This window comes from Georgenia alba (assembly GCF_042665525.1).
Taxonomy (GTDB): domain Bacteria; phylum Actinomycetota; class Actinomycetes; order Actinomycetales; family Actinomycetaceae; genus Allobogoriella; species Allobogoriella alba.
In genome coordinates, this window is the sequence record NZ_JBHTCQ010000001.1 from 1,268,070 (window position 1) to 1,285,336 (window position 17,267).

At 67.5% G+C, this 17,267-nt stretch carries 15 protein-coding genes; 14 read left to right on the forward strand and 1 reads right to left on the reverse strand.

Annotation, left to right across the window (positions count from 1 at the left end; genetic code table 11):
- Positions 1 to 36 precede the first annotated feature (36 nt).
- From ACFQQL_RS05950 to ACFQQL_RS05990, 9 genes are all read left to right on the forward strand, one after another.
- Positions 37 to 1,485 (forward strand): tyrosine-protein kinase domain-containing protein, encoded by a 1,449-nt coding sequence (locus ACFQQL_RS05950; protein ID WP_382392237.1) that lies wholly within the window; start codon positions 37 to 39, stop codon positions 1,483 to 1,485.
- Positions 1,486 to 1,488: 3 nt separating this feature from the next.
- Complete coding sequence (locus tag ACFQQL_RS05955) at positions 1,489 to 2,829, forward strand: hypothetical protein (RefSeq protein WP_382392239.1); 1,341 nt, start codon at positions 1,489 to 1,491, stop codon at positions 2,827 to 2,829.
- Positions 2,830 to 2,923: 94 nt separating this feature from the next.
- Positions 2,924 to 4,024: a glycosyltransferase gene (locus ACFQQL_RS05960; RefSeq protein ID WP_382392241.1), complete on the forward strand. Its 1,101-nt coding sequence runs from the start codon at positions 2,924 to 2,926 to the stop codon at positions 4,022 to 4,024.
- Complete coding sequence (locus ACFQQL_RS05965) at positions 4,021 to 4,857, forward strand: glycosyltransferase (protein WP_382392243.1); 837 nt, start codon at positions 4,021 to 4,023, stop codon at positions 4,855 to 4,857. Before ACFQQL_RS05960 ends, ACFQQL_RS05965 begins: the two co-directional genes overlap by 4 nt.
- Before the next feature lie 326 nt (positions 4,858 to 5,183).
- Entirely contained in the window at positions 5,184 to 5,957 is a 774-nt protein-coding gene (locus tag ACFQQL_RS05970; protein ID WP_382392245.1) for a class E sortase, read from the forward strand.
- Entirely contained in the window at positions 5,957 to 6,124 is a 168-nt protein-coding gene (locus ACFQQL_RS05975; protein ID WP_382392247.1) for a hypothetical protein, read from the forward strand. The genes ACFQQL_RS05970 and ACFQQL_RS05975 overlap by 1 nt, the downstream gene beginning before the upstream one ends.
- Before the next feature lie 99 nt (positions 6,125 to 6,223).
- Entirely contained in the window at positions 6,224 to 6,679 is a 456-nt protein-coding gene (locus ACFQQL_RS05980) for a MarR family winged helix-turn-helix transcriptional regulator (protein WP_382392249.1), read from the forward strand.
- Positions 6,676 to 8,028 carry an MFS transporter gene (locus ACFQQL_RS05985; protein WP_382392251.1) on the forward strand — a complete coding sequence of 451 codons (1,353 nt, stop codon included), beginning with the start codon at positions 6,676 to 6,678 and terminating at the stop codon, positions 8,026 to 8,028. The genes ACFQQL_RS05980 and ACFQQL_RS05985 overlap by 4 nt, the downstream gene beginning before the upstream one ends.
- A gap of 117 nt (positions 8,029 to 8,145) precedes the next feature.
- The gene (locus tag ACFQQL_RS05990; RefSeq protein ID WP_382392253.1) at positions 8,146 to 9,633 is read left to right on the forward strand and encodes a sugar transferase; all 1,488 of its coding nucleotides are present in this window, start codon (positions 8,146 to 8,148) and stop codon (positions 9,631 to 9,633) included.
- A gap of 12 nt (positions 9,634 to 9,645) precedes the next feature.
- Here ACFQQL_RS05990 and ACFQQL_RS05995 read toward each other — a convergent pair whose 3' ends face one another.
- Complete coding sequence (locus ACFQQL_RS05995) at positions 9,646 to 12,051, reverse strand: polysaccharide lyase 8 family protein (RefSeq protein WP_382392255.1); 2,406 nt, start codon at positions 12,049 to 12,051, stop codon at positions 9,646 to 9,648.
- 279 nt (positions 12,052 to 12,330) lie between these two features.
- Here ACFQQL_RS05995 and ACFQQL_RS06000 point away from each other — a divergent pair, with 279 nt between their 5' ends.
- The 5 genes from ACFQQL_RS06000 (at position 12,331) to ACFQQL_RS06020 (ending at position 17,225) form a co-directional block, all read left to right on the forward strand.
- A complete protein-coding gene (locus ACFQQL_RS06000) occupies positions 12,331 to 13,653 on the forward strand; it encodes a UDP-glucose dehydrogenase family protein (RefSeq protein ID WP_382392257.1) in 1,323 nt (440 codons plus the stop codon).
- 255 nt (positions 13,654 to 13,908) lie between these two features.
- Entirely contained in the window at positions 13,909 to 14,709 is an 801-nt protein-coding gene (locus ACFQQL_RS06005) for a hypothetical protein (RefSeq protein WP_382392259.1), read from the forward strand.
- On the forward strand, positions 14,709 to 15,512 hold the full coding sequence (locus tag ACFQQL_RS06010; RefSeq protein ID WP_382392261.1) for a polysaccharide pyruvyl transferase family protein: 804 nt from the start codon (positions 14,709 to 14,711) through the stop codon (positions 15,510 to 15,512). The genes ACFQQL_RS06005 and ACFQQL_RS06010 overlap by 1 nt, the downstream gene beginning before the upstream one ends.
- A gap of 159 nt (positions 15,513 to 15,671) precedes the next feature.
- Positions 15,672 to 16,421, forward strand: coding sequence for a Stf0 family sulfotransferase (locus tag ACFQQL_RS06015; RefSeq protein WP_382392263.1), 750 nt, complete (start codon positions 15,672 to 15,674; stop codon positions 16,419 to 16,421).
- Positions 16,422 to 16,523: 102 nt separating this feature from the next.
- Positions 16,524 to 17,225, forward strand: coding sequence for a hypothetical protein (locus tag ACFQQL_RS06020; RefSeq protein WP_382392265.1), 702 nt, complete (start codon positions 16,524 to 16,526; stop codon positions 17,223 to 17,225).
- The last annotated feature ends 42 nt before the right edge of the window (positions 17,226 to 17,267 follow it).

Genomic DNA, 17,267 nt, shown 5'->3' on the forward strand with positions numbered 1-17,267 from the left:
CACGACTGCCTCTCGAGCAACAGCAAGGGATGACCGTTGGAACTCACCGAGTACCTGAGCGTGCTACGGAAGCGCTGGATCACCGTGGTTCTTCTCGCGGTGGCCGGCCTCGCAGCCGGTGCGCTCGCCTCCCTGATGGCGGTCCCGACGTATCACACCGCCACGCGGATGTTCTTCACGGTCAACACCGGTGACTCCATCGGTGAGATGACCCAGGGCACGAACTTCGCCGATCAGCAGCTGAGCTCGTACTCCGAGGTCGCCAAGTCACCGATGGTGCTGGACCCGGTCATCGAGGAGCTCGGACTCGACACGAACGCGAACGCTCTTGCCGGGTCGATCGACGTCTCCAGGCCTGGTAGCGCTCTGATCCTTGACATCACGGCGACCAGCTCTGATCCCGAGCGTGCCGCCGAGCTCGCCGACTCGGTCGCCGACCATCTGGTCGACGTCGTGGCCGAGCTCGCGCCGCAGAACTCCGAGGGCGAGGACGCGGTCGCGGCGACCGTGCTCAGTCCCGCGAGTGTCCCGGGCCGTGCCGCATCGCCGAACATCCCGTTGAACCTGGGTCTCGGGGTCGGTATGGGTGTGCTGCTCGGCATCGGCCTCGCCGTGCTGCGCGAGACGCTGGACACGAAGATTCGTGTCGACAAGGACATCGCCCAGGTCACCGACGCCACGGTCATCGGAAACATCGCCTTCGAGGACACCGGGACCGGGCACCCCGTGTTCATGCACGACGACCCGCGCGGACAGCGCGCCGAGGCGATCAGGCGACTGCGGACGAACCTCCAGTTCGTCAACCTGAACGACCGGCCCAACTCGATCGTCGTGACGTCGTCCGTGCCGGGCGAGGGTAAGAGCACCACCGCGATCAACGTCGCGATCTCCATGGCCGATGCGGGTGCAAAGGTCATCCTCATCGATGCCGACCTCCGTAAGCCGTCGATCGGTGAGTATCTCGGCATCGAGAGCAGGGCGGGTCTCACGACGGTCCTCATCGGGCGTGCTGAGCTGGATGAGGTCGTCCACCAGGGCGAGAGCCCGACGTTGCACGTCCTTCCTTCAGGGCAGATCCCACCGAATCCGAGCGAGCTGCTCGGCTCTCGGGCCATGTCCACCCTGCTGGCGCAGCTGACCGCGGCGTACGACCACGTCATCATCGACAGTCCTCCGTTGCTGCCGGTGACAGACGCGGCCGTGCTGAGCAAGCTCACCGGCGGCGCACTGGTGATCGCGGGTGCCGACCGCATCCACAAGGCGCAGCTTCGGGAATCCATGGACGCTCTCGAACGGGTGGACGCGCACGTCCTCGGTGTGGTGCTGAACAAGGTGGAGCGCCGCGAGCGCGGCAAGTACTACTACACCTACGGCGAGTACAACGAGCCGGAGGACGGGAGCATCAACGGGCGTCCCAACCGTACGGTTGCCGAGACGTCGGCCCGGTCGACCTGGCCCGGTCAGCCGCTCGCCCAACGTCGCTGACCGATGACTGCGCTCGACGTCGCTCAGCAGCCGACGCGAAGCGAGTCCGCGCCCGGTGACACTGAGGATGCGGGACGGGAACCGACCCGCCGCGAGGCCCGTTGGACCGCGATCTCGCTGATCGCCCTGTTCGTGGGGATGTTCCTCAGCCAGAAGATCGCCGGACGCTTCGCCTACTCGAACATCGCCCAGGTGATCTCCTTGGTCGCCCTGCTCGTGGCGTTCCCCCGTGCCGTGCGTCCCAAGGATGTCGCGTGGGTGCTCCTCGCCGTCGGCGGCGTTCTCGTGGCCGCGTTCTCGGTGTACAACACCTATGGCTATCAGTTCCAGCCGCAGCACACGGCGTTCTTTCTCGCGACGTGCACGTATCTGGTGGTCTGGTACCGCGCGACGCAGATGGCGGATCTCGCGGATGTGGCGGAGCGGGCCGTGCGGAAGACGATCGTCCCGGTCTTCGCATATCTCGCCGCGCAGGGCGTCCTGGACGTCGCCGGTGGCTTGGCATGGACCGACCTCGGCTTCGACGACAAGTCGCACGGTGCCGTGGCCTGCGTCGTGCTGGCCTTCTTGTGCCTGCGGCTGCTGCACAGCCCCTTGAAGCTTCCGTTGTCGGGTGGGTTCGTCCTGCTCTCCCTGCTCACGGCGTCACGACTGCCCCTGTTGGCCGCACCGTTCTTTGCCCTTGCGTTCATGTTCGAGTACCGGCGCCAGCGCCGACTCGCGGACACTCCGCTCAAGGTCTATCTGTGCCACACGACCCTCGCCCTCGGTGTCGGTGCGGTGATCGCGATCCTGCGGGCGAACTGGGACTCGTTCCATGTGTTCACGCGAATCGGGCCGGAGGCGTCGGCCAGTGCGCAGTCGTCGACCGAGTCGCACCTGCTGCTGATCTCCTACGGCTTGCAGGTCAAGTTCGAGAACCTCATGAACTTCTTGTTCGGGGTGACACCCGGAGGGTATGCGGGCACGGTTTATCGAAGTGACGTCGACATCTCGGACCTGCGTGGTGGTGGTGGGATCGCGGCGATTGTCGACGGAACGGCCCCGATGCATTCGGCGCACGCCTCGGTCTTCGTCGAGTTCCCCTTTCCTGTCGCGATCCTTTATTTCGCGCTCCTGCTGTGGTTGCTGGTCGGACTTCTACGTCGCAACGAGATCACGCTTGCGCTGCTTCTCGTCGGATTTGTGGCGGTCACGACCCTCTACAGCAGCCACAACGAGATTTTCTTCTTCGCGACTCTCGCAATCCTGATGGTCGAAGCATCGCGGCCGAGGGATGTTCCGGTCGGAGAAGGAGCCGAGTCGGCAGATGGATCTCGGGCAACGATGCGCCTCCGGACCTAGGTGCGTGCCCGGCACCCGAGAGATTCCGGCACCGCGCGATGCTGAGGCTAGCGCTTGCGCCCGGTGGCCGTCCAAGGTCGATGATGAGGGAGCTATGAATCGCAGGCAGCACGCTCGGCGGAAGGGACCAGTCCGTGTTCTGCAGGTCGCCTGGCCGCCTGAGCAAGGGGGGAACCCGTACGCCGCATTGCTGATCGCCCATATGCCCGGCGATGTCGACGCGCGCTACTTCACATGGTCGCGCGCTCTCGCGGGCCGGTTCGACGTGCTGCACGTCCACTGGCCGGAGCGCTTCTTCCGCCACCCGAAGCTGTTGGGACGCATCGCCAAGAGGGCGCTGTTCGGTGCACTCATCGCTCGTACGACGCTCAGTCGGGCGGCGGTCGTCAGGACCGTTCACAACCCGCAACCGCACGAGCCCGGAGACAGGCTGGAAGCCGTCCTCGAGTCTGCACTGGCGCGACGGACAACCGGGTGGATTCGCCTCAACAACGAGACGCCGGTCCCACGCCATCCCAACGTCGCGACGATCGCGCACGGGCACTACCGCGATCTGTACACCGACCGGCTGGTCGAGCCGACACCCGGCCGCGTGCTCTTCTTCGGTCACATCCGTCCGTACAAGGGGGTCGAGGAGCTCATCGACGCATTCCGCGGACTTCCCGACCCGGACCTCTCGCTACAGGTGGCCGGCCGGCCGATGACCGCAGCCTACGGTGAGGAGGTTCGTCGCCGAGCGCACCAGGACGCCAGGATCGCAGTCGACCTCAGGCGCGTACCAGATGACGATCTCGAGGCGGCCATCCGCGAGTCTCAGCTGGTCGTGCTGCCATATCGCGAGATGCACAACTCCGGGGCATTGCTCCTGGCACTTTCGTTGGATCGGCCGGTCCTGGTGCCCGAGAACACGCTGAATCGTGAGCTGGCCTCCGAGGTGGGGCCGCGGTGGGTGCAGACGTACACGGACCGGCTCACGTCCGACGATCTCGTGCGCGCCCTGGCGTCGACCCAATCCGCCGGGGACAAACCGGATCTGTCGGCGCGAGACTGGAGCACCCTCGCGCGTGCGACCGCGAGCGTGTACCGGGACGCCCTCCGCCTTGCGCGTGGAGGGGACAGGCGACAGACCCCGCAGTCCGCGCAGGCTGCTCGGGCCGATGAGGAGATCGCTCGGTCCGCCGGAGACCGGCGATGAGCGGGGCGCTCGAGTGGTCGCTCGTCACCGTGACCTACAACAGCGAGGAAGCACTTCGGCGGTTCCATGGTGGCGTTCGGTTCCCACCCGGTACCGAGTGGGTCGTCGTTGACAACGCGTCGACCGACGACTCCGTGGCCGTCGCCCACGAGCTCGGTGCCCGCGTGATCGAGCTGCCCGACAACCGAGGCTTCTCGGCCGCGAACAATGTCGGGTTGCGCTCGAGCAGGGCGCGATACATCGGGTTCGTGAACCCGGACCTCAGTGTCGTGGTGTCCGATCTCCCGGTCCTGGCCGCGCACCTGGAGCGAGGGCGGGAGCACCTGGTCGTGCCCCAGCTGCTCGAGGCCGACGGGAAGGTGCAGCCGAACGGACGGGGTGTTCCGACCGTGCTGCGGAAGCTGCTCAACCGATCGAGCCGTCCCCGGGACGGCTATCGGATCGTGGCCGGCGCTCGGGAGGACCGCTTGGTCGCTTGGGGGATGGGGGCGGCCGTTTTCGGCAAGCGGTCGACATTCGATGCGCTCGGGGGCTGGGACGAGCGATTCTTCGTCTACTACGAGGACCACGACCTCGGTCTGAGGGCATGGCGGCATGGGGTTCCGGTGGTCCTGCACGGCGGTGTGCGATGGACGCACGGCTGGGCGCGAGAGACCACCAGGTTCCGTTTCCGACCGTGGCTCATGGAGTTCCACGGTGCGGCCCAGTTCTTCTCGCGCTACCCGCAGCTTCTTGCACACGACAAGCTGTACCGGCGCGGTGACGATCTGCACCGCGTCGTGGGGCAGGTCACGAACGAGTTCGTGGACGATGGCACGCCCGACCGTGTGTGAGTTCTCGAACCGTTCGTTGCCGTCTCAGGATCGTGCGCCGTCCGCAGCGGTGCGTAATTGCCGGACCGTATTCAATAAGAGGCCAATTTGTCTCCGCAGGTGGGAGTGTTTACGTGGCGGTAACGAAACACCGTCGTGTGAGATGAATGACGCACGGTCGGGTTGTAGCGAGTGGCATGGCCATCTGGGATGATGACCGCATGGCACGTACCCGAAAGACCCACAGCGAGCGCGTGCGTTTCTGGCGGCGCGTCGAGTACGTCGCGCTCGGCGTCATGATCGTTGCGACGGCGATCCTGCTCTACGCGCTCTTCCGCTGACGTGCCATGAGCAGCGTTGTGGCAACCCGTTCGGCGCGCACCTCTCGCGGGAGGCGGTCGAGGAGGCGTCGTGGGGGACCGGTCGTTCGGGCGATCGGGGCCCTTGGTGAGTTGCTCGTCACCGCGGGGCTGCTGCTCGGGCTGTTCGTGGTGTGGCAGCTCTTCTGGACGGACTTCGAGTCCTCCCGGGGTGACCGGCAGGCGGTCGAGGACTTCCAGGACACCATCGAGGAGCCGACGGACGAGCCGGAGCCCGGTCCGCGGACCGGCCCGCCGCCTGTCATGGAGGCGCCCGGCGTCGGGGAGACCATCGGCACGCTGTACGTGCCGAGGTGGGGTGAGGGCTACGCGCGGACCATCCGTGAGGGCAATCCGGAGAACGAGCTCGCCGTCCTCAACCAGGGGGGAGCTGCGCACTATCCGGACACCGCCATGCCCGGTGACATCGGGAACTTTGCTCTCGCCGGCCATCGGCAGACCTACGGCGCAGCGTTCCACAAGGTCGACCAGCTCGAGAACGGCGACCGCATGATCGTCCAGACTCGCGATGCATGGATGGTCTACGAGGTGTCCGAGAGCTACGTCGTGACGCCCGACCAGGTCGAGGTGGTCGCTCCGGTGCCCGGGGATCCGGATGCCGAGCCTTCGGAGCGGCTCATCACGCTCACCACGTGCCACCCGCTGTGGAGCACCCGCGAGCGGTGGATCATCCACGGCGAGCTCGTGGAGTGGTACGGACCGAGCCGAGACATGCCTGAGGCACTTCAGGAGGGACCCTGATGTACGGGTTGATCTGGCGACTGTTGCCAGGACCGCGATGGTTCAAGGCGATCGAGGCACTCATCCTGGTGGCCGCGGTGGTCGCGGTCCTGTTCACGTGGGTCTACCCGTGGGCTGCCCAAGAGCTCAACCTGCTCGACTCGACGGTCGAGTCCCCGGGCGGCTGACCGTCACCGGCCACCCTGCGACCAGGGTGCGGCCGTGTGAGGCAGGCGACTTGATTACCCCTGGTAATTAGCGAGCCTAACCATCTAGACTGGGGGCAGATGTCTGCCTCCTCCGAACACGGTCCACAGCGCCCCGGCGAACGCCGGCAGGACCTCGCGACGAACCTCCGCATCGCTGTCCTGCGTCTGTCACGACGGCTGCGGAACGAGTCGACGCTGGAGGTCAGCGAGGCCCAGCACTCGGTGCTCTCCGCGCTCTTCCATCTCGGTCCGATGACTCCCGGCAAGCTCGCGGAGCACGACCACGTCCAGCGCCCGTCGATGACACGGACGGTCGCCTCTCTCGAGGAGCGCGGGCTCGTGGTCCGGCGCCAGGACTCTGACGACAAGAGGTCGGTCGTCGTCCACATCACCGATGACGGTCGAGCCCTCGTGAAGGAGATCAAGCGGCGGCGCACCGCCTGGCTCGACAAGCGGCTCGCGAGGCTTACCGCCGCCGAGCGGCAGACCATCGCACAGGCCGCCACCATCCTGCGAAGGATGGTCGAGCAGTGAGCCGGACGTTCTACTCCCTGCGCTACTTCAACTACCGGCTGTGGTTCGTCGGCGCCCTGGTGGCGAACATCGGCACCTGGATGCAGCGAGTCGCCCAGGACTGGCTGGTCCTCACCCAGCTCACCGACGACTCCGGCTTCGCGGTCGGGGTGGTGACGGGCCTGCAGTTCCTCCCGATCCTGCTCCTGAGCCCGTACGCCGGGCTGCTGGCCGACCGGCTGCCGCGGCGAAAGCTCCTCGTGTTCACCCAGGGAGGCATGGGCATCCTCGCCGCCGGGCTGGGAGCCCTCGTCCTCAGTGACCGGGCCGAGCTGTGGCACGTGTACGTGTTCGCGCTGCTGCTCGGGGTCTTCTCGGCGCTCGACGCGCCGGTCCGGCAGACGTTCGTCGCGGAGCTCGTCCCCACCAAGGACATGCCGAACGCCGTCGGGCTGAACTCGACGTCCTTCAACGCGGCGCGACTGGTCGGCCCGGGCCTCGCAGGCCTCCTGATGGCGGCCGTCGGCCCTGGCTGGGTCTTCATCATCAACGCGGTCACGTTCGCCGCGACCATCGCCGCACTGATGCTCATGCGGTCCTCGGAGCTGCAGGCCATGCCCCACACCAGCCGGGGGAGGGGACAGGTCCGGGCCGGAGTGGCCTACGTCCGCCGCCGGAGCGACATCGTCGTCATCCTGGTGGTCGTCGGCGTCGTGGGCGCCTTCGGTCTGAACTTCCAGATGACGAGCGCCGTGATGGCCCGTGAGGCCTTCGGCCTGGGCGCGGGCGAGTACGGGGTGCTGGGTTCCATTCTCGCGGTCGGATCGTTGGCCGGCGCCCTCATGGCGGCCCGCCGTCGGGAGCCACGCGTGCGGATCGTCGTCGCCGCCGCCCTGGCCTTCGGTGCGGCGATGATCCTGCAGTCGGTGATGCCCGTCTACGAGCTCTACGCCCTGCTGTGCATCCCCGTCGGGTTCTTCTCACTGACGATGCTCACCGCCGCGAACACTACGGTGCAGATGTCCACGGAACCGGCGATGCGCGGGCGCGTCATGGCGCTCTACATGATGGTGGTCATGGGCACCACGCCGATCGGGGCGCCGATCATCGGCTGGATCGCCGAGGCCTTCTCGGCCCGCTGGGCGGTCGCGGCGGGCGGGCTCGCGTCGGTGGTGATCGCCGTCATAGCCGCCGTGTGGGTGAAGCGCACGTGGCACATCGAGGTGCGCTACTCGCTGCGACACCGGCCGCACGTGACTGTGACGGGACCCCGGGAGAGATCCGCGCGGGAGGCCGAGCGCACGGCGCGCGAACGAGTCAGGGACGAGCTGGCGGCCGACGACGCGCGACAGGTCAGCGAGACGGCCTGACGAGCTCGACGAAGAGAGTGCCAGAACGCTCACACCCTCACGGCCTATGTGATAACGCAGACGCCCACTACCATCGGTCGAGCCGGAACCAAGCGGGGAGAGTGGGGAGCCGACCGGGTGGCGACTACCGAAAGCCGTCTCGAGCCGGGCGACCTCTTGGCCGAAGTGCCGGAGGGTCGCGTCGTCGCAGCGCCGTGGTTCGACAAGTATCGGTACGCGATCTTCGTGACCGATCTGGTGATGATCGTGGCTGCGCTCCTCATCGCGCAGCACACCAGGTTCGGTTCGGTGTACGGCAACGTCGTCGCCGGGCCGTTCGCGATCGACTACGGCGTCGCCGGCCTCGTCATCGAGCTGATCTGGGTCGTCGCGCTGACCGCGACTGACTCCAGGAGCAAGCGTGTCATCGGCGCCGGACTCGAGGAGTACCGGCGCGTGCTCAGCGCGACCTTCGCGACGTTCGGCCTCGTCGCGGTGACCTCCTACCTGCTCGAGATGGAGTTCTCGCGCTTCTACTTCGTGGTGGCGCTCCCCGTCGGTGTTCTGCTGCTGCTCTGCGGGCGCCTGGGCTGGCGCATGGTGCTGACATCGCTGCGCAAGCAGGGGCGGGCGATGACCGGAGCGGTGGTCATCGGTGACCAGGCAGAGGTCGAGCACACCCTCCACCAGCTCCGCCGGCATCCGGAGTCCGGCTACAAGCCGGTGGCGGTCGCGCTCGTCGGGTCGGAGAGCGAGGAGTACCGGGCCGACCCGATGCTGGAAGTTCTCCCCCGCATCGCCCGCGCGGACATCCCGTCGTTGGCGAACGACCCTCGGATCGCCGCGGTGATGATCGCAGGCAGCATGCCGCGGAGCCAGATCCGCCAGCTCGCATGGGACCTGGAGAACTCGGCCGTCGAGATGATCATGGTGTCTCGCCTGACCGACGTGGCCGGTCCTCGGACGCACATCAGCCCCATCGACGGTCTGCCGATGGTGCACGTCGATCTCCCGCAGTACAGCGGTGTGAACGTCGTGGCGAAGCGCGCGATGGACATCGTGTTCGCGGGGATCGCCCTGCTCCTGCTCCTTCCGCTCTTCGCGGTCGTCGCGATCGCGATCAAGCTCGACGACCGTGGCCCTGTGCTGTTCACGCAGGAACGGATCGGCCAGAACGGGCGGCCGTTCACGATCCACAAGTTCCGCACGATGGCTGTCGACGCGGAAGCGCGTATGGCTGACCTCATCGCCCAGCACGGCGGCCGAGCGCTCCTCTTCAAGCTGGAGAACGACCCACGCGTGACGCGGGTGGGCGCCTTCCTGCGCAAGTACTCGATCGACGAGCTCCCGCAGTTCTGGGACGTGCTCGTGGGCAGCATGAGTGTGGTGGGACCGCGGCCGCAGGTGGCGCGAGAGGTGGAGCAGTACGAGGAGCACGTGCATCGCCGGCTCCTCACCAAGCCGGGTATCACAGGACTCTGGCAGGTGAGCGGGCGGTCCAGCCTGTCCGTCGACGAGAGCGTCCGCCTCGACCTGCGCTACGTCGAGAACTGGTCGATCAGCGGGGACATCATCCTCATCCTCAAGACCATCCGGGCAGTGCTGCGGCCCGACGGCGCCTACTGAGGCCCGGGACGCTCAGACAAGACGCAACGACACGACCGACGTGCGTCCGCGAGCCCCGGCAAGGTCGACGGCGAGCGTGATGCCGGGGGTCAGACGCTCGACGTCAACCCGCGGGTCCCGTGACGACACGCTCGCCCCCTTGTCACCGAGATTGATCCGCAGCGGATCCTCTCTCTTCTGGGTGGGGTCCGAGACGGCAAGCGTCAGCAACTCGTCCTGCCGGACGAGCAGGATCGAGGCAGCGCCGTGACAGGTGATGCCCGCTACCGTGGGTGCCCCGTCTCGCCAGAAGTTCGCCGCGACGACGTCGCCACGACGTACCGACTGCACGTACGTGCTGTTGGTGAGCACCTCGACTGCCGGGTCCTGGGCATAGGCCGCTGCTGCGGCCGCCCGCACACCGGGAAGCACGATGTAGCTGTACGCGGCCTCCGTCGGATCCTGCCCATGGTCGAACCAGAGCGTCGCGTAGTCCCGCGTGTGCGGCGTGTCGTCCCGGTGCTGGGCCGAGTAGTTGATGTGTGACCAGGCGCCCGTCCGGGACTCGCGACGTGCACGGACGTCTGCTCGGCCGGGAAAGACGTACCCGATGTCGGTGCCTTCCCCCGGACCGGAGACGTGTGCCCAGCGGGCACGGGCGAACATGCGCTCCGTGCCGGCCGGGAGGGCCTGCCCGTCGACGCGCAGCTCCTGGACGGAGGGATCCTGCAGCTTGCGGTTCTCGACCGTCGTCTGGATCTGCTGGCCGGTTGCCGAGGCGATGCCTGCGCCGAGTGCGGCAACCTCGTCACCGAGCACGAACCACGACTTCTTGGCGGTGAGGCCACTGTCCGAACCGCCCGAGACGTACGCCTTGAAGTCCATGCCGATGGCTGCGGCGTCCTCGAGAATGGCACCTCCGACCCAGTCGCGGTCGCTGATGTGGCCGTGACCGTAGGACACCGACGGTTCTTCGGCGGCCGCCGTCGTTCCCGGGAGGCGGGTGAGGTCGACGGTCGGCCAGTAGTGGTCGTCGTAGTGCCCGAGATCGTCGTTGTAGACGTATGTGGCGCCACTGCCGGTGTGCCAACCACGGACGTTCTCACCGCCCACGGTCTCGTAGGTCGCGATCCGCGAGGAGGACATGGCAAGCGCGAAGGTGAAGCCCGGTCGCCGGTGCACGAACCGGTCCATCATCGGGAAGAGCCTCGTCATCGGCGTCGTTGCACGTGACCGGACCGCCGGGCCCGAAGCGAGCTCGCCGACCTGGGCGAGGTCGGCGATCGGAGTGGTCTCCAGCAGGTCAGTGAACCGGTCTTCGTCCACGGTGTGTCTGACGAGCCCGGCGAAGTCACGCGCCAGGTCCGGCGGAGCGAGCGAGGCGAGCCGCATGAGGGCACGAACCGCATCGTGGCCAGCAGCATGGTCCTGGTTGCCCTGGCGTGCGATGTAGCGTCCGCGGACAGGGCTGAGCAGCGAGCCCTTGTGGAGCCAGGGTTCCATCCCCTCGCGCGCCCACGTGAAGAGGTTGTCGAGCTCGGAGCCGCGAAACTGCCACGGCGAGCCATCCAGGAGAGTCAGCAGCCACGAGGCCGAGACGAGGATCCCCAGCCCGTATCCGCCGGTGTACGGGTGGTTCTCGTGCTGGATGAAGGAGCCGTCCGCGTAGAAGCCGTCGCCCGAGGTGACCAGGCGAAGTGCCGGGGCGATGCCGTCACGCGCCAGGACGAGCTTCGCGTCGTCATTCGCGAGCGCGGCGCGCTGGGCGACGACCCTGGAGGTCCAGATCCGGTTGGCGCCGGTGAGCGCCGGCTCCGGGCAGAACGCGTCGACGGCGTCCATGTAGCGCTGGATGCGGTCCTCGTCCAAGACCTCGTGCAGCAGCAAAGATGCCGATGTCAGCCGCATCGGCGCACCGATCTGCCAGTTGTACCAGTTGCCGGTCTGCTCGAGACCACCGTGGTAGCGGTGCTCGCACATCCAGTCCAGGCCCCGAACGAGGCGTTCGGCGACAGCAGCGTCTCCCTCGAAGCGGGAACCGCGCGTGGCGAAGGCCAGGGCGATGGCGTCGATCCTCTCGAAGGTGCGCCGTATGTCGATCGAGCGCTCGAGGTCGTCGCCGTCGAACGGCAGGTCGGGCCAGAGGAACCTGCCCGTCGGATCAAGCGTCTCGAGGTGGCTCCGGGCGGCGGAATCGATCCTGTCGAGCGCGGCGACGACTGCCCGCGAGGTCAGGTCGACCTCGTCGCCGCCGGTGAGAAGGCCCAACCAGCGGGACCTGAGAGCGGAGAACTCGTCCGGTGACTCGTCGCACGAGCCCAACAGCATGGGCGTGCCCAGACCGGTGGCCGCCCCGACGAGCGCCAGCCCACCGAGACGCAGCAGGCGGCGTCGCGTGAGCCTTCGTGCCGGGGTGTCGTCCGAGTCGTTTTCCGCCATACGTGGCCCTACCCAGCCTCCTCGAGCATGCAACCTCGATCGTCGAACGAACGTGGTCGGTCACCGTCTTCGCGCGATGCCGGTGCCCGGTGCTTACGTTAGGTGAGCGCGCGGCCGGTCGCCCAAAGGTCCGGCACGGTACGCGTACTCGTGGCCCGGGCGGGAGGGCGGACGTGACGCCGTCGTCGCGGCAAGGCGTCGCGCCCGACGATTTTTGTCGAGGGCGGCGGTCGGTGTGGCATGCTCGGCTCGGCCGGTCACCGACACGAGGAGCAGATCGTGCGAATCTCTGTCATCGGGTGCGGGTACCTCGGTGCTGTGCACGCGGCGTCGATGGCGAAGCTGGGGCACGATGTCGTGGGCGTGGACACCGACCCCGCCAAGGTCGAGTCACTCGCCGCAGCGGAGGCTCCCTTCTTCGAACCCGGCCTGCCGGAGCTTCTCCGTGAGTCTGTCGGGTCGGGGCGGCTGTCCTTCACCACGGACACCGCTGAGGTCGCCGACGCTGCGGTGCACTTCATCTGCGTCGGTACGCCCCAGCGTAAGGACGGGTACGCGGCGGACCTGACATACGTCGACCAGGCCGTCGCGGCGCTCGCCCCGCATCTCGCGCCGGGGAGTCTCGTGGCCGGCAAGTCCACCGTGCCCGTCGGTACGGCGCGACGTCTCGCCGAGCGGCTCGCGGCGGTGCAGCCCAAGGCGAGCCTGGCGTGGAACCCCGAGTTCTTGCGCGAGGGGTTGGCCGTCCAGGACACCCTGCACCCCGACCGGATCGTCTACGGAGTCCCTCGCGACGGCGTCGGCGGTGACGCCGAGCGGGCCGAGGCGCTGCTGGACGAGGTCTACGCCGCCCCACTGGCCGAAGGCGTACCGAAACTCGTCACCGACCACGCGACGGCGGAGCTGGTCAAGGTCGCGGCCAACTCGTTCCTCGCAACGAAGATCTCCTTCATCAACGCCATGGCGGAGCTGTGCGAGGCGACAGGGGCAGATGTCACCGCACTCGCGGACGCGATCGGGATGGATGTCCGCATCGGCCGGAAGTTCCTCAACGCTGGGCTCGGGTTCGGTGGTGGTTGCCTGCCGAAGGACATCCGGGCGTTCATGGCCCGCGCGGGAGAGCTCGGGGCGGACCAGGCGCTGAGCTTCCTGGCGGAGGTGGACTCCATCAACATGCGGCGCCGTGTGCGGATGGTCGACCTGGCCCGCGAGGTCTCCGGCGGATCTGTCGTCGGGCGTCGCATCGCGGTGCTCGGCGCCGCCTTCAAGCCCGACTCCGACGATGTCCGGGACTCGCCGGCACTCAATGTCGCCGCCCAGCTCCAGCTGCAGGGAGCAGACGTCGTCGTGACTGACCCGGAGGCGAACGAGAACGCTGGGAAGGTGTGGCCGACCCTCAAGTTCGCCGATTCGGCTGATGAGGCGGCGCAAGGGGCTGACGTCGTCCTGCTCCTGACCGAGTGGAAGCAGTTCCGTGACCTCGATCCGGTGACGTTCGGCAAGCGCGTCCGAAGCAAGCGGATCCTCGACGGCCGCAATGTGTTGAACCCTCAGGCCTGGCGCGACGCCGGATGGACCTACCGAGCTCTGGGCAGGCCCTGACCGACCCAGGGCGCCCGGCGGGACACGAAGGTCCCTCCACCAGCTGGTACGGGATTGTTGTCCGGAAAGTGGGAAGAACGACAGATGCGGCTTGTCAGAACCGACTCGTGGGTCACCAGCCAGAGTGAAGCCGTCTGTGCTGCCGTCCAGAAGCTCGGTCGATACACGTTCAACCCCAGTGTCAGGTCCTTCCGAGGCGAGACCGTCGCCGCCGTCCGTGCTTCCAGGGAGCGGACCGGAGAGGTGGCCGCCCTCGTGGCGGTGTTCGATCGGGAGAGCCTCGGGCAGACCGACCTCGTCGACTTGAGCGCGGTCGGAGCCGAGCACGGCATCCCGAATGTGGCGGACCCCAAGCTGTTCCAGTTCTCGGGCGGCGTATGGGTGACCTTCAACACCGGCTGGTCCGGGGGGCGCAACGACATCTACATCATGCAGCTCCGCCCTCATCTCGGACGACCGATGAGATGCGTCTACGACGGGCGCCGTGACGTCGAGAAGAACTGGGGCTTCTTCGAAGGGGCCGGTGGTCAGCTGTGTGCCATCTACGAGCTGGAGCCGCTGACCGTTCTGCAGTTCGACCCCCCTGAGCCGGACAAGTCGTCCGTGACCGCGACGGTCACCAGTTCGACCCCGAACGGCTCGGCGACTGCCATGACGATCGGTACGCAGCCTGTCGCGCTGCAGGGCGGTTTGGCGCTGGTGGCCCATCAGCGCGTGGGGCACAGAGCTTTCCGTGGCTACTTCGGACGGCCCGTGTACATCGCTCCGAACAGTGAGGACGGCAGCCGTGCGGTCACAGTCGGTCCGCAGCTCCTCAGCCACAACCTGCGGACCATGCTCGGTTCACGGCCGCGAAGGAACCGCCACCTGTGGTTCGCGACGTACTTCTCCGGGCTCGACGTCCACGACGGCGTGGCGACACTCTCCTACGGCGTCAACGACGCTGCAGCGAAGGTGCGCCAGGTTCCCGCCACCACGTTGTGGGGACACGGCGTCGTGCCCGATCCTGGGCGCCCGGCGGCGGGACCTGGTGCGGGAAGGAGGGGGCCTGCCTGATGAGTCGAGGAACAGCTGAGGCGCTCGAGATCTTCGCCTGGAACCCGCGCCGCCCCGTCGTCCCAGGGCGGTTGGGGAGGCTCGTCCCCGTGCGGCGCCGGGTCAACAACTTCGGAGACCTGCTGGGGCCCGCCATCGTCTCCAAGGTTCGCGAGGTCCTCGGCGTGACCGGCCAGGCCGCGCATGCGGGCCAGCTCCTCTCGGTGGGCTCGGTCCTGCACTTCGCGCGTCCGGGAGCCGTCGTCTGGGGCTCCGGCGTCAATGGCAAGGTCGCGCCGTCGGACCAGCTCGGGGCCACCGACCTGGACGTCCGCGCCGTCCGCGGGCCGAGGACGCGAGAAGTGCTGCTGTCGAAGGGCGTGCCATGTCCGGCGATCTTCGGCGATCCAGGCATCCTCGTCTCCGAGCTGTTCCCGGAGCTGCGCACGCTCGAGCCCGCACATCGCGTCACGGTGGTGCCGAACCTGCACGACTGGCGTCACGTACCGAGGCGTGCAGGCTTCAACTATCTGAACCCGACGCGTCCACTCGGGGAGTGTCTCAGGACCATAGCGGCGAGCGAGGTGGTGGTCGGGTCGTCACTGCACGGCATCGTCGTGGCAGAGTCGTTGGGCAAGCCCGCATCGCTCCTGCGCCCCGGCAAGGAGGACCTGTTCAAGTACGACGACTACTACCGCGGGACCGGGCGTGAGCAGTTCGACGTCTTCGACGACCCGCGTGACGCCGCGAAGCATCCCCAGCCGAGTCCGGTGATCGACAAGGACGAGCTCCTGAGGGCTTTTCCGGTCGATCTGTGGCGCTGAACCGAGGGCAGAAGAGTGCGTGTAGACATCCGTGACGGCCGCACGAGCCTGACATTCAACTCGCGTGACCTCGAGTTCGCGAAAGCCAGGATGCCGACCCAAGACTTCGTCGATCGACAGTTCGACCGAGACGGCGGTCGGCCGGAGAAGCTCCTTGTCGTGCTGAGCACGCAACGGAGCGGCAGCACCTTCCTGTGCGATCAGCTTCGCCTTCGGGGCGGCTTCGTCACCCACGAGTACTTCAACGCGCGGTACTACCTCCCGATCCTGGCTGAACGGTGGGCGTGCCTGAGCCCGGCCGGAGTGCTCGACGTTCCACGCTATGTGGCGCAGCTCCGGTCGCGCAGAGCGGGCGACAACGGAGTGCTCGGCGTCAACGTGCACGGATCGCAGCTCCCGGTGTTCTTGCAGTTCCTCGACCATCTGACCGACCTGGAGGTCCAGGTCGTACGAGTCGAGCGCGAGGACAAGCTCGCCCAGGCGGTCTCGATGGCGATCGCCGAGCAGACTCGCCAATGGAGCCGCCACTTCTCGCCTGTCGCCACACCTCGATACGACCCGGACCACATCACCCGTAAGCTCGAAGACATCGCGCGTCAGACCGCGATGATCGAGGCGTTCTGCGCGGTCACCGGGTTCGACGCCCGGACGACGACGTACGAACGGATGACGGCGGACGGTCAGGACCCGCTCTCGGTCGTCGACGGGATCGAGTTCGGAGCGCCGCAGGGGGAGGGGCTCGTCTCGAAGCAACGTGGCGAGACCAACCGTGAGTGGAAGTCGAGATACGTTCAGGACTGTCTCGCTCTCGCTGCCGGATCGGACCCGCACAGCGCCGGCCTGGTGCGCCGAGCCGGGCGTCGGCTCGCTCGTTCGTTGCGGCTGGTGCCCGGTGGGCGTGGCAAGTAGTGGCCAGGCGGAGGGTGTCAGGTGGCGTGATGGAGTTCGTCGGCAGCCAGCAGGCTGTGGGAGGGGCATGAAGTGGTAGCGAGTAGTTCGAGTGCTGACTCGTTGACGGTCAAGGTCTTCGGTGAACGCAACTGCGGTACGAACCTTGCCGCTCGGATCCTCCAGAACGCCGACGGGGTCAGCGTCCTCCCTGCTGGTGCCCCACCGACGGTGCGCCGGATCGCGTTGAAGACCCGGCCCGCTCGCGAGGTCGTCCTGGATGCCTGGGACGAGATTCGCCGCCCGGCGACACTTGGTTGGAAGCACGCCTACATCGACGACGTCACCGTCTCTCGGATTCGGCGGCGCGGGATCGTGACGCTTGCCCTGACGAAGCATCCGCTGGCCTGGCTCGCCTCGCTCCGGAACAACCCCTACCACTTCGCGGTGCGCGGCAATCTCGTGCACAGGAAGCTGAGGCGCGAGCGACTTCCGTCTCGCCCCGAGCGCCTCGTCGACGTCTGGCGCATGAAGACCGAGCGTTACCTCGAGCTGCAGGACGCCGGTGTGCTGCTCGTGCTGCGGTTCGAGGACCTCGTCGCTGATCCCGCGGAGACCCTGCGCCGTGCGCTGGGCGAGCTCGGGCACGAGGTGGCCGGCCTCGAGGTGCCGGAGCGCAGCGTCAAACCCGATGCACGTTCGACGGCGGACATCCAGGCGTACTACGCCGAAGAGCGGTGGCGGGCGGACCTTGACCCCCGCGACCTCGACGACGGACGTGCCCTGCCGCCCGCACTGCTGGAGCGCCTCGGGTACCGCATCTGATCACCGCGGCTCGCGGGGGGACGCCCTGGTGGGCCCGTCCGG

Excerpts from the sequence above, each read along its gene's own strand:
- ACFQQL_RS05995 (WP_382392255.1), bottom strand. The coding sequence starts at position 12,051 with ATGGCGGAAAACGACTCGGACGACACCCCGGCACGAAGGCTCACGCGA.
- ACFQQL_RS05960 (WP_382392241.1), top strand. The coding sequence starts at position 2,924 with ATGAATCGCAGGCAGCACGCTCGGCGGAAGGGACCAGTCCGTGTTCTG.
- ACFQQL_RS05965 (WP_382392243.1), top strand. The coding sequence starts at position 4,021 with ATGAGCGGGGCGCTCGAGTGGTCGCTCGTCACCGTGACCTACAACAGC.
- ACFQQL_RS05975 (WP_382392247.1), top strand. The coding sequence starts at position 5,957 with ATGTACGGGTTGATCTGGCGACTGTTGCCAGGACCGCGATGGTTCAAG.
- ACFQQL_RS06010 (WP_382392261.1), top strand. The coding sequence starts at position 14,709 with ATGAGTCGAGGAACAGCTGAGGCGCTCGAGATCTTCGCCTGGAACCCG.
- ACFQQL_RS05980 (WP_382392249.1), top strand. The coding sequence starts at position 6,224 with ATGTCTGCCTCCTCCGAACACGGTCCACAGCGCCCCGGCGAACGCCGG.
- ACFQQL_RS05955 (WP_382392239.1), top strand. The coding sequence starts at position 1,489 with ATGACTGCGCTCGACGTCGCTCAGCAGCCGACGCGAAGCGAGTCCGCG.
- ACFQQL_RS05970 (WP_382392245.1), top strand. The coding sequence starts at position 5,184 with ATGAGCAGCGTTGTGGCAACCCGTTCGGCGCGCACCTCTCGCGGGAGG.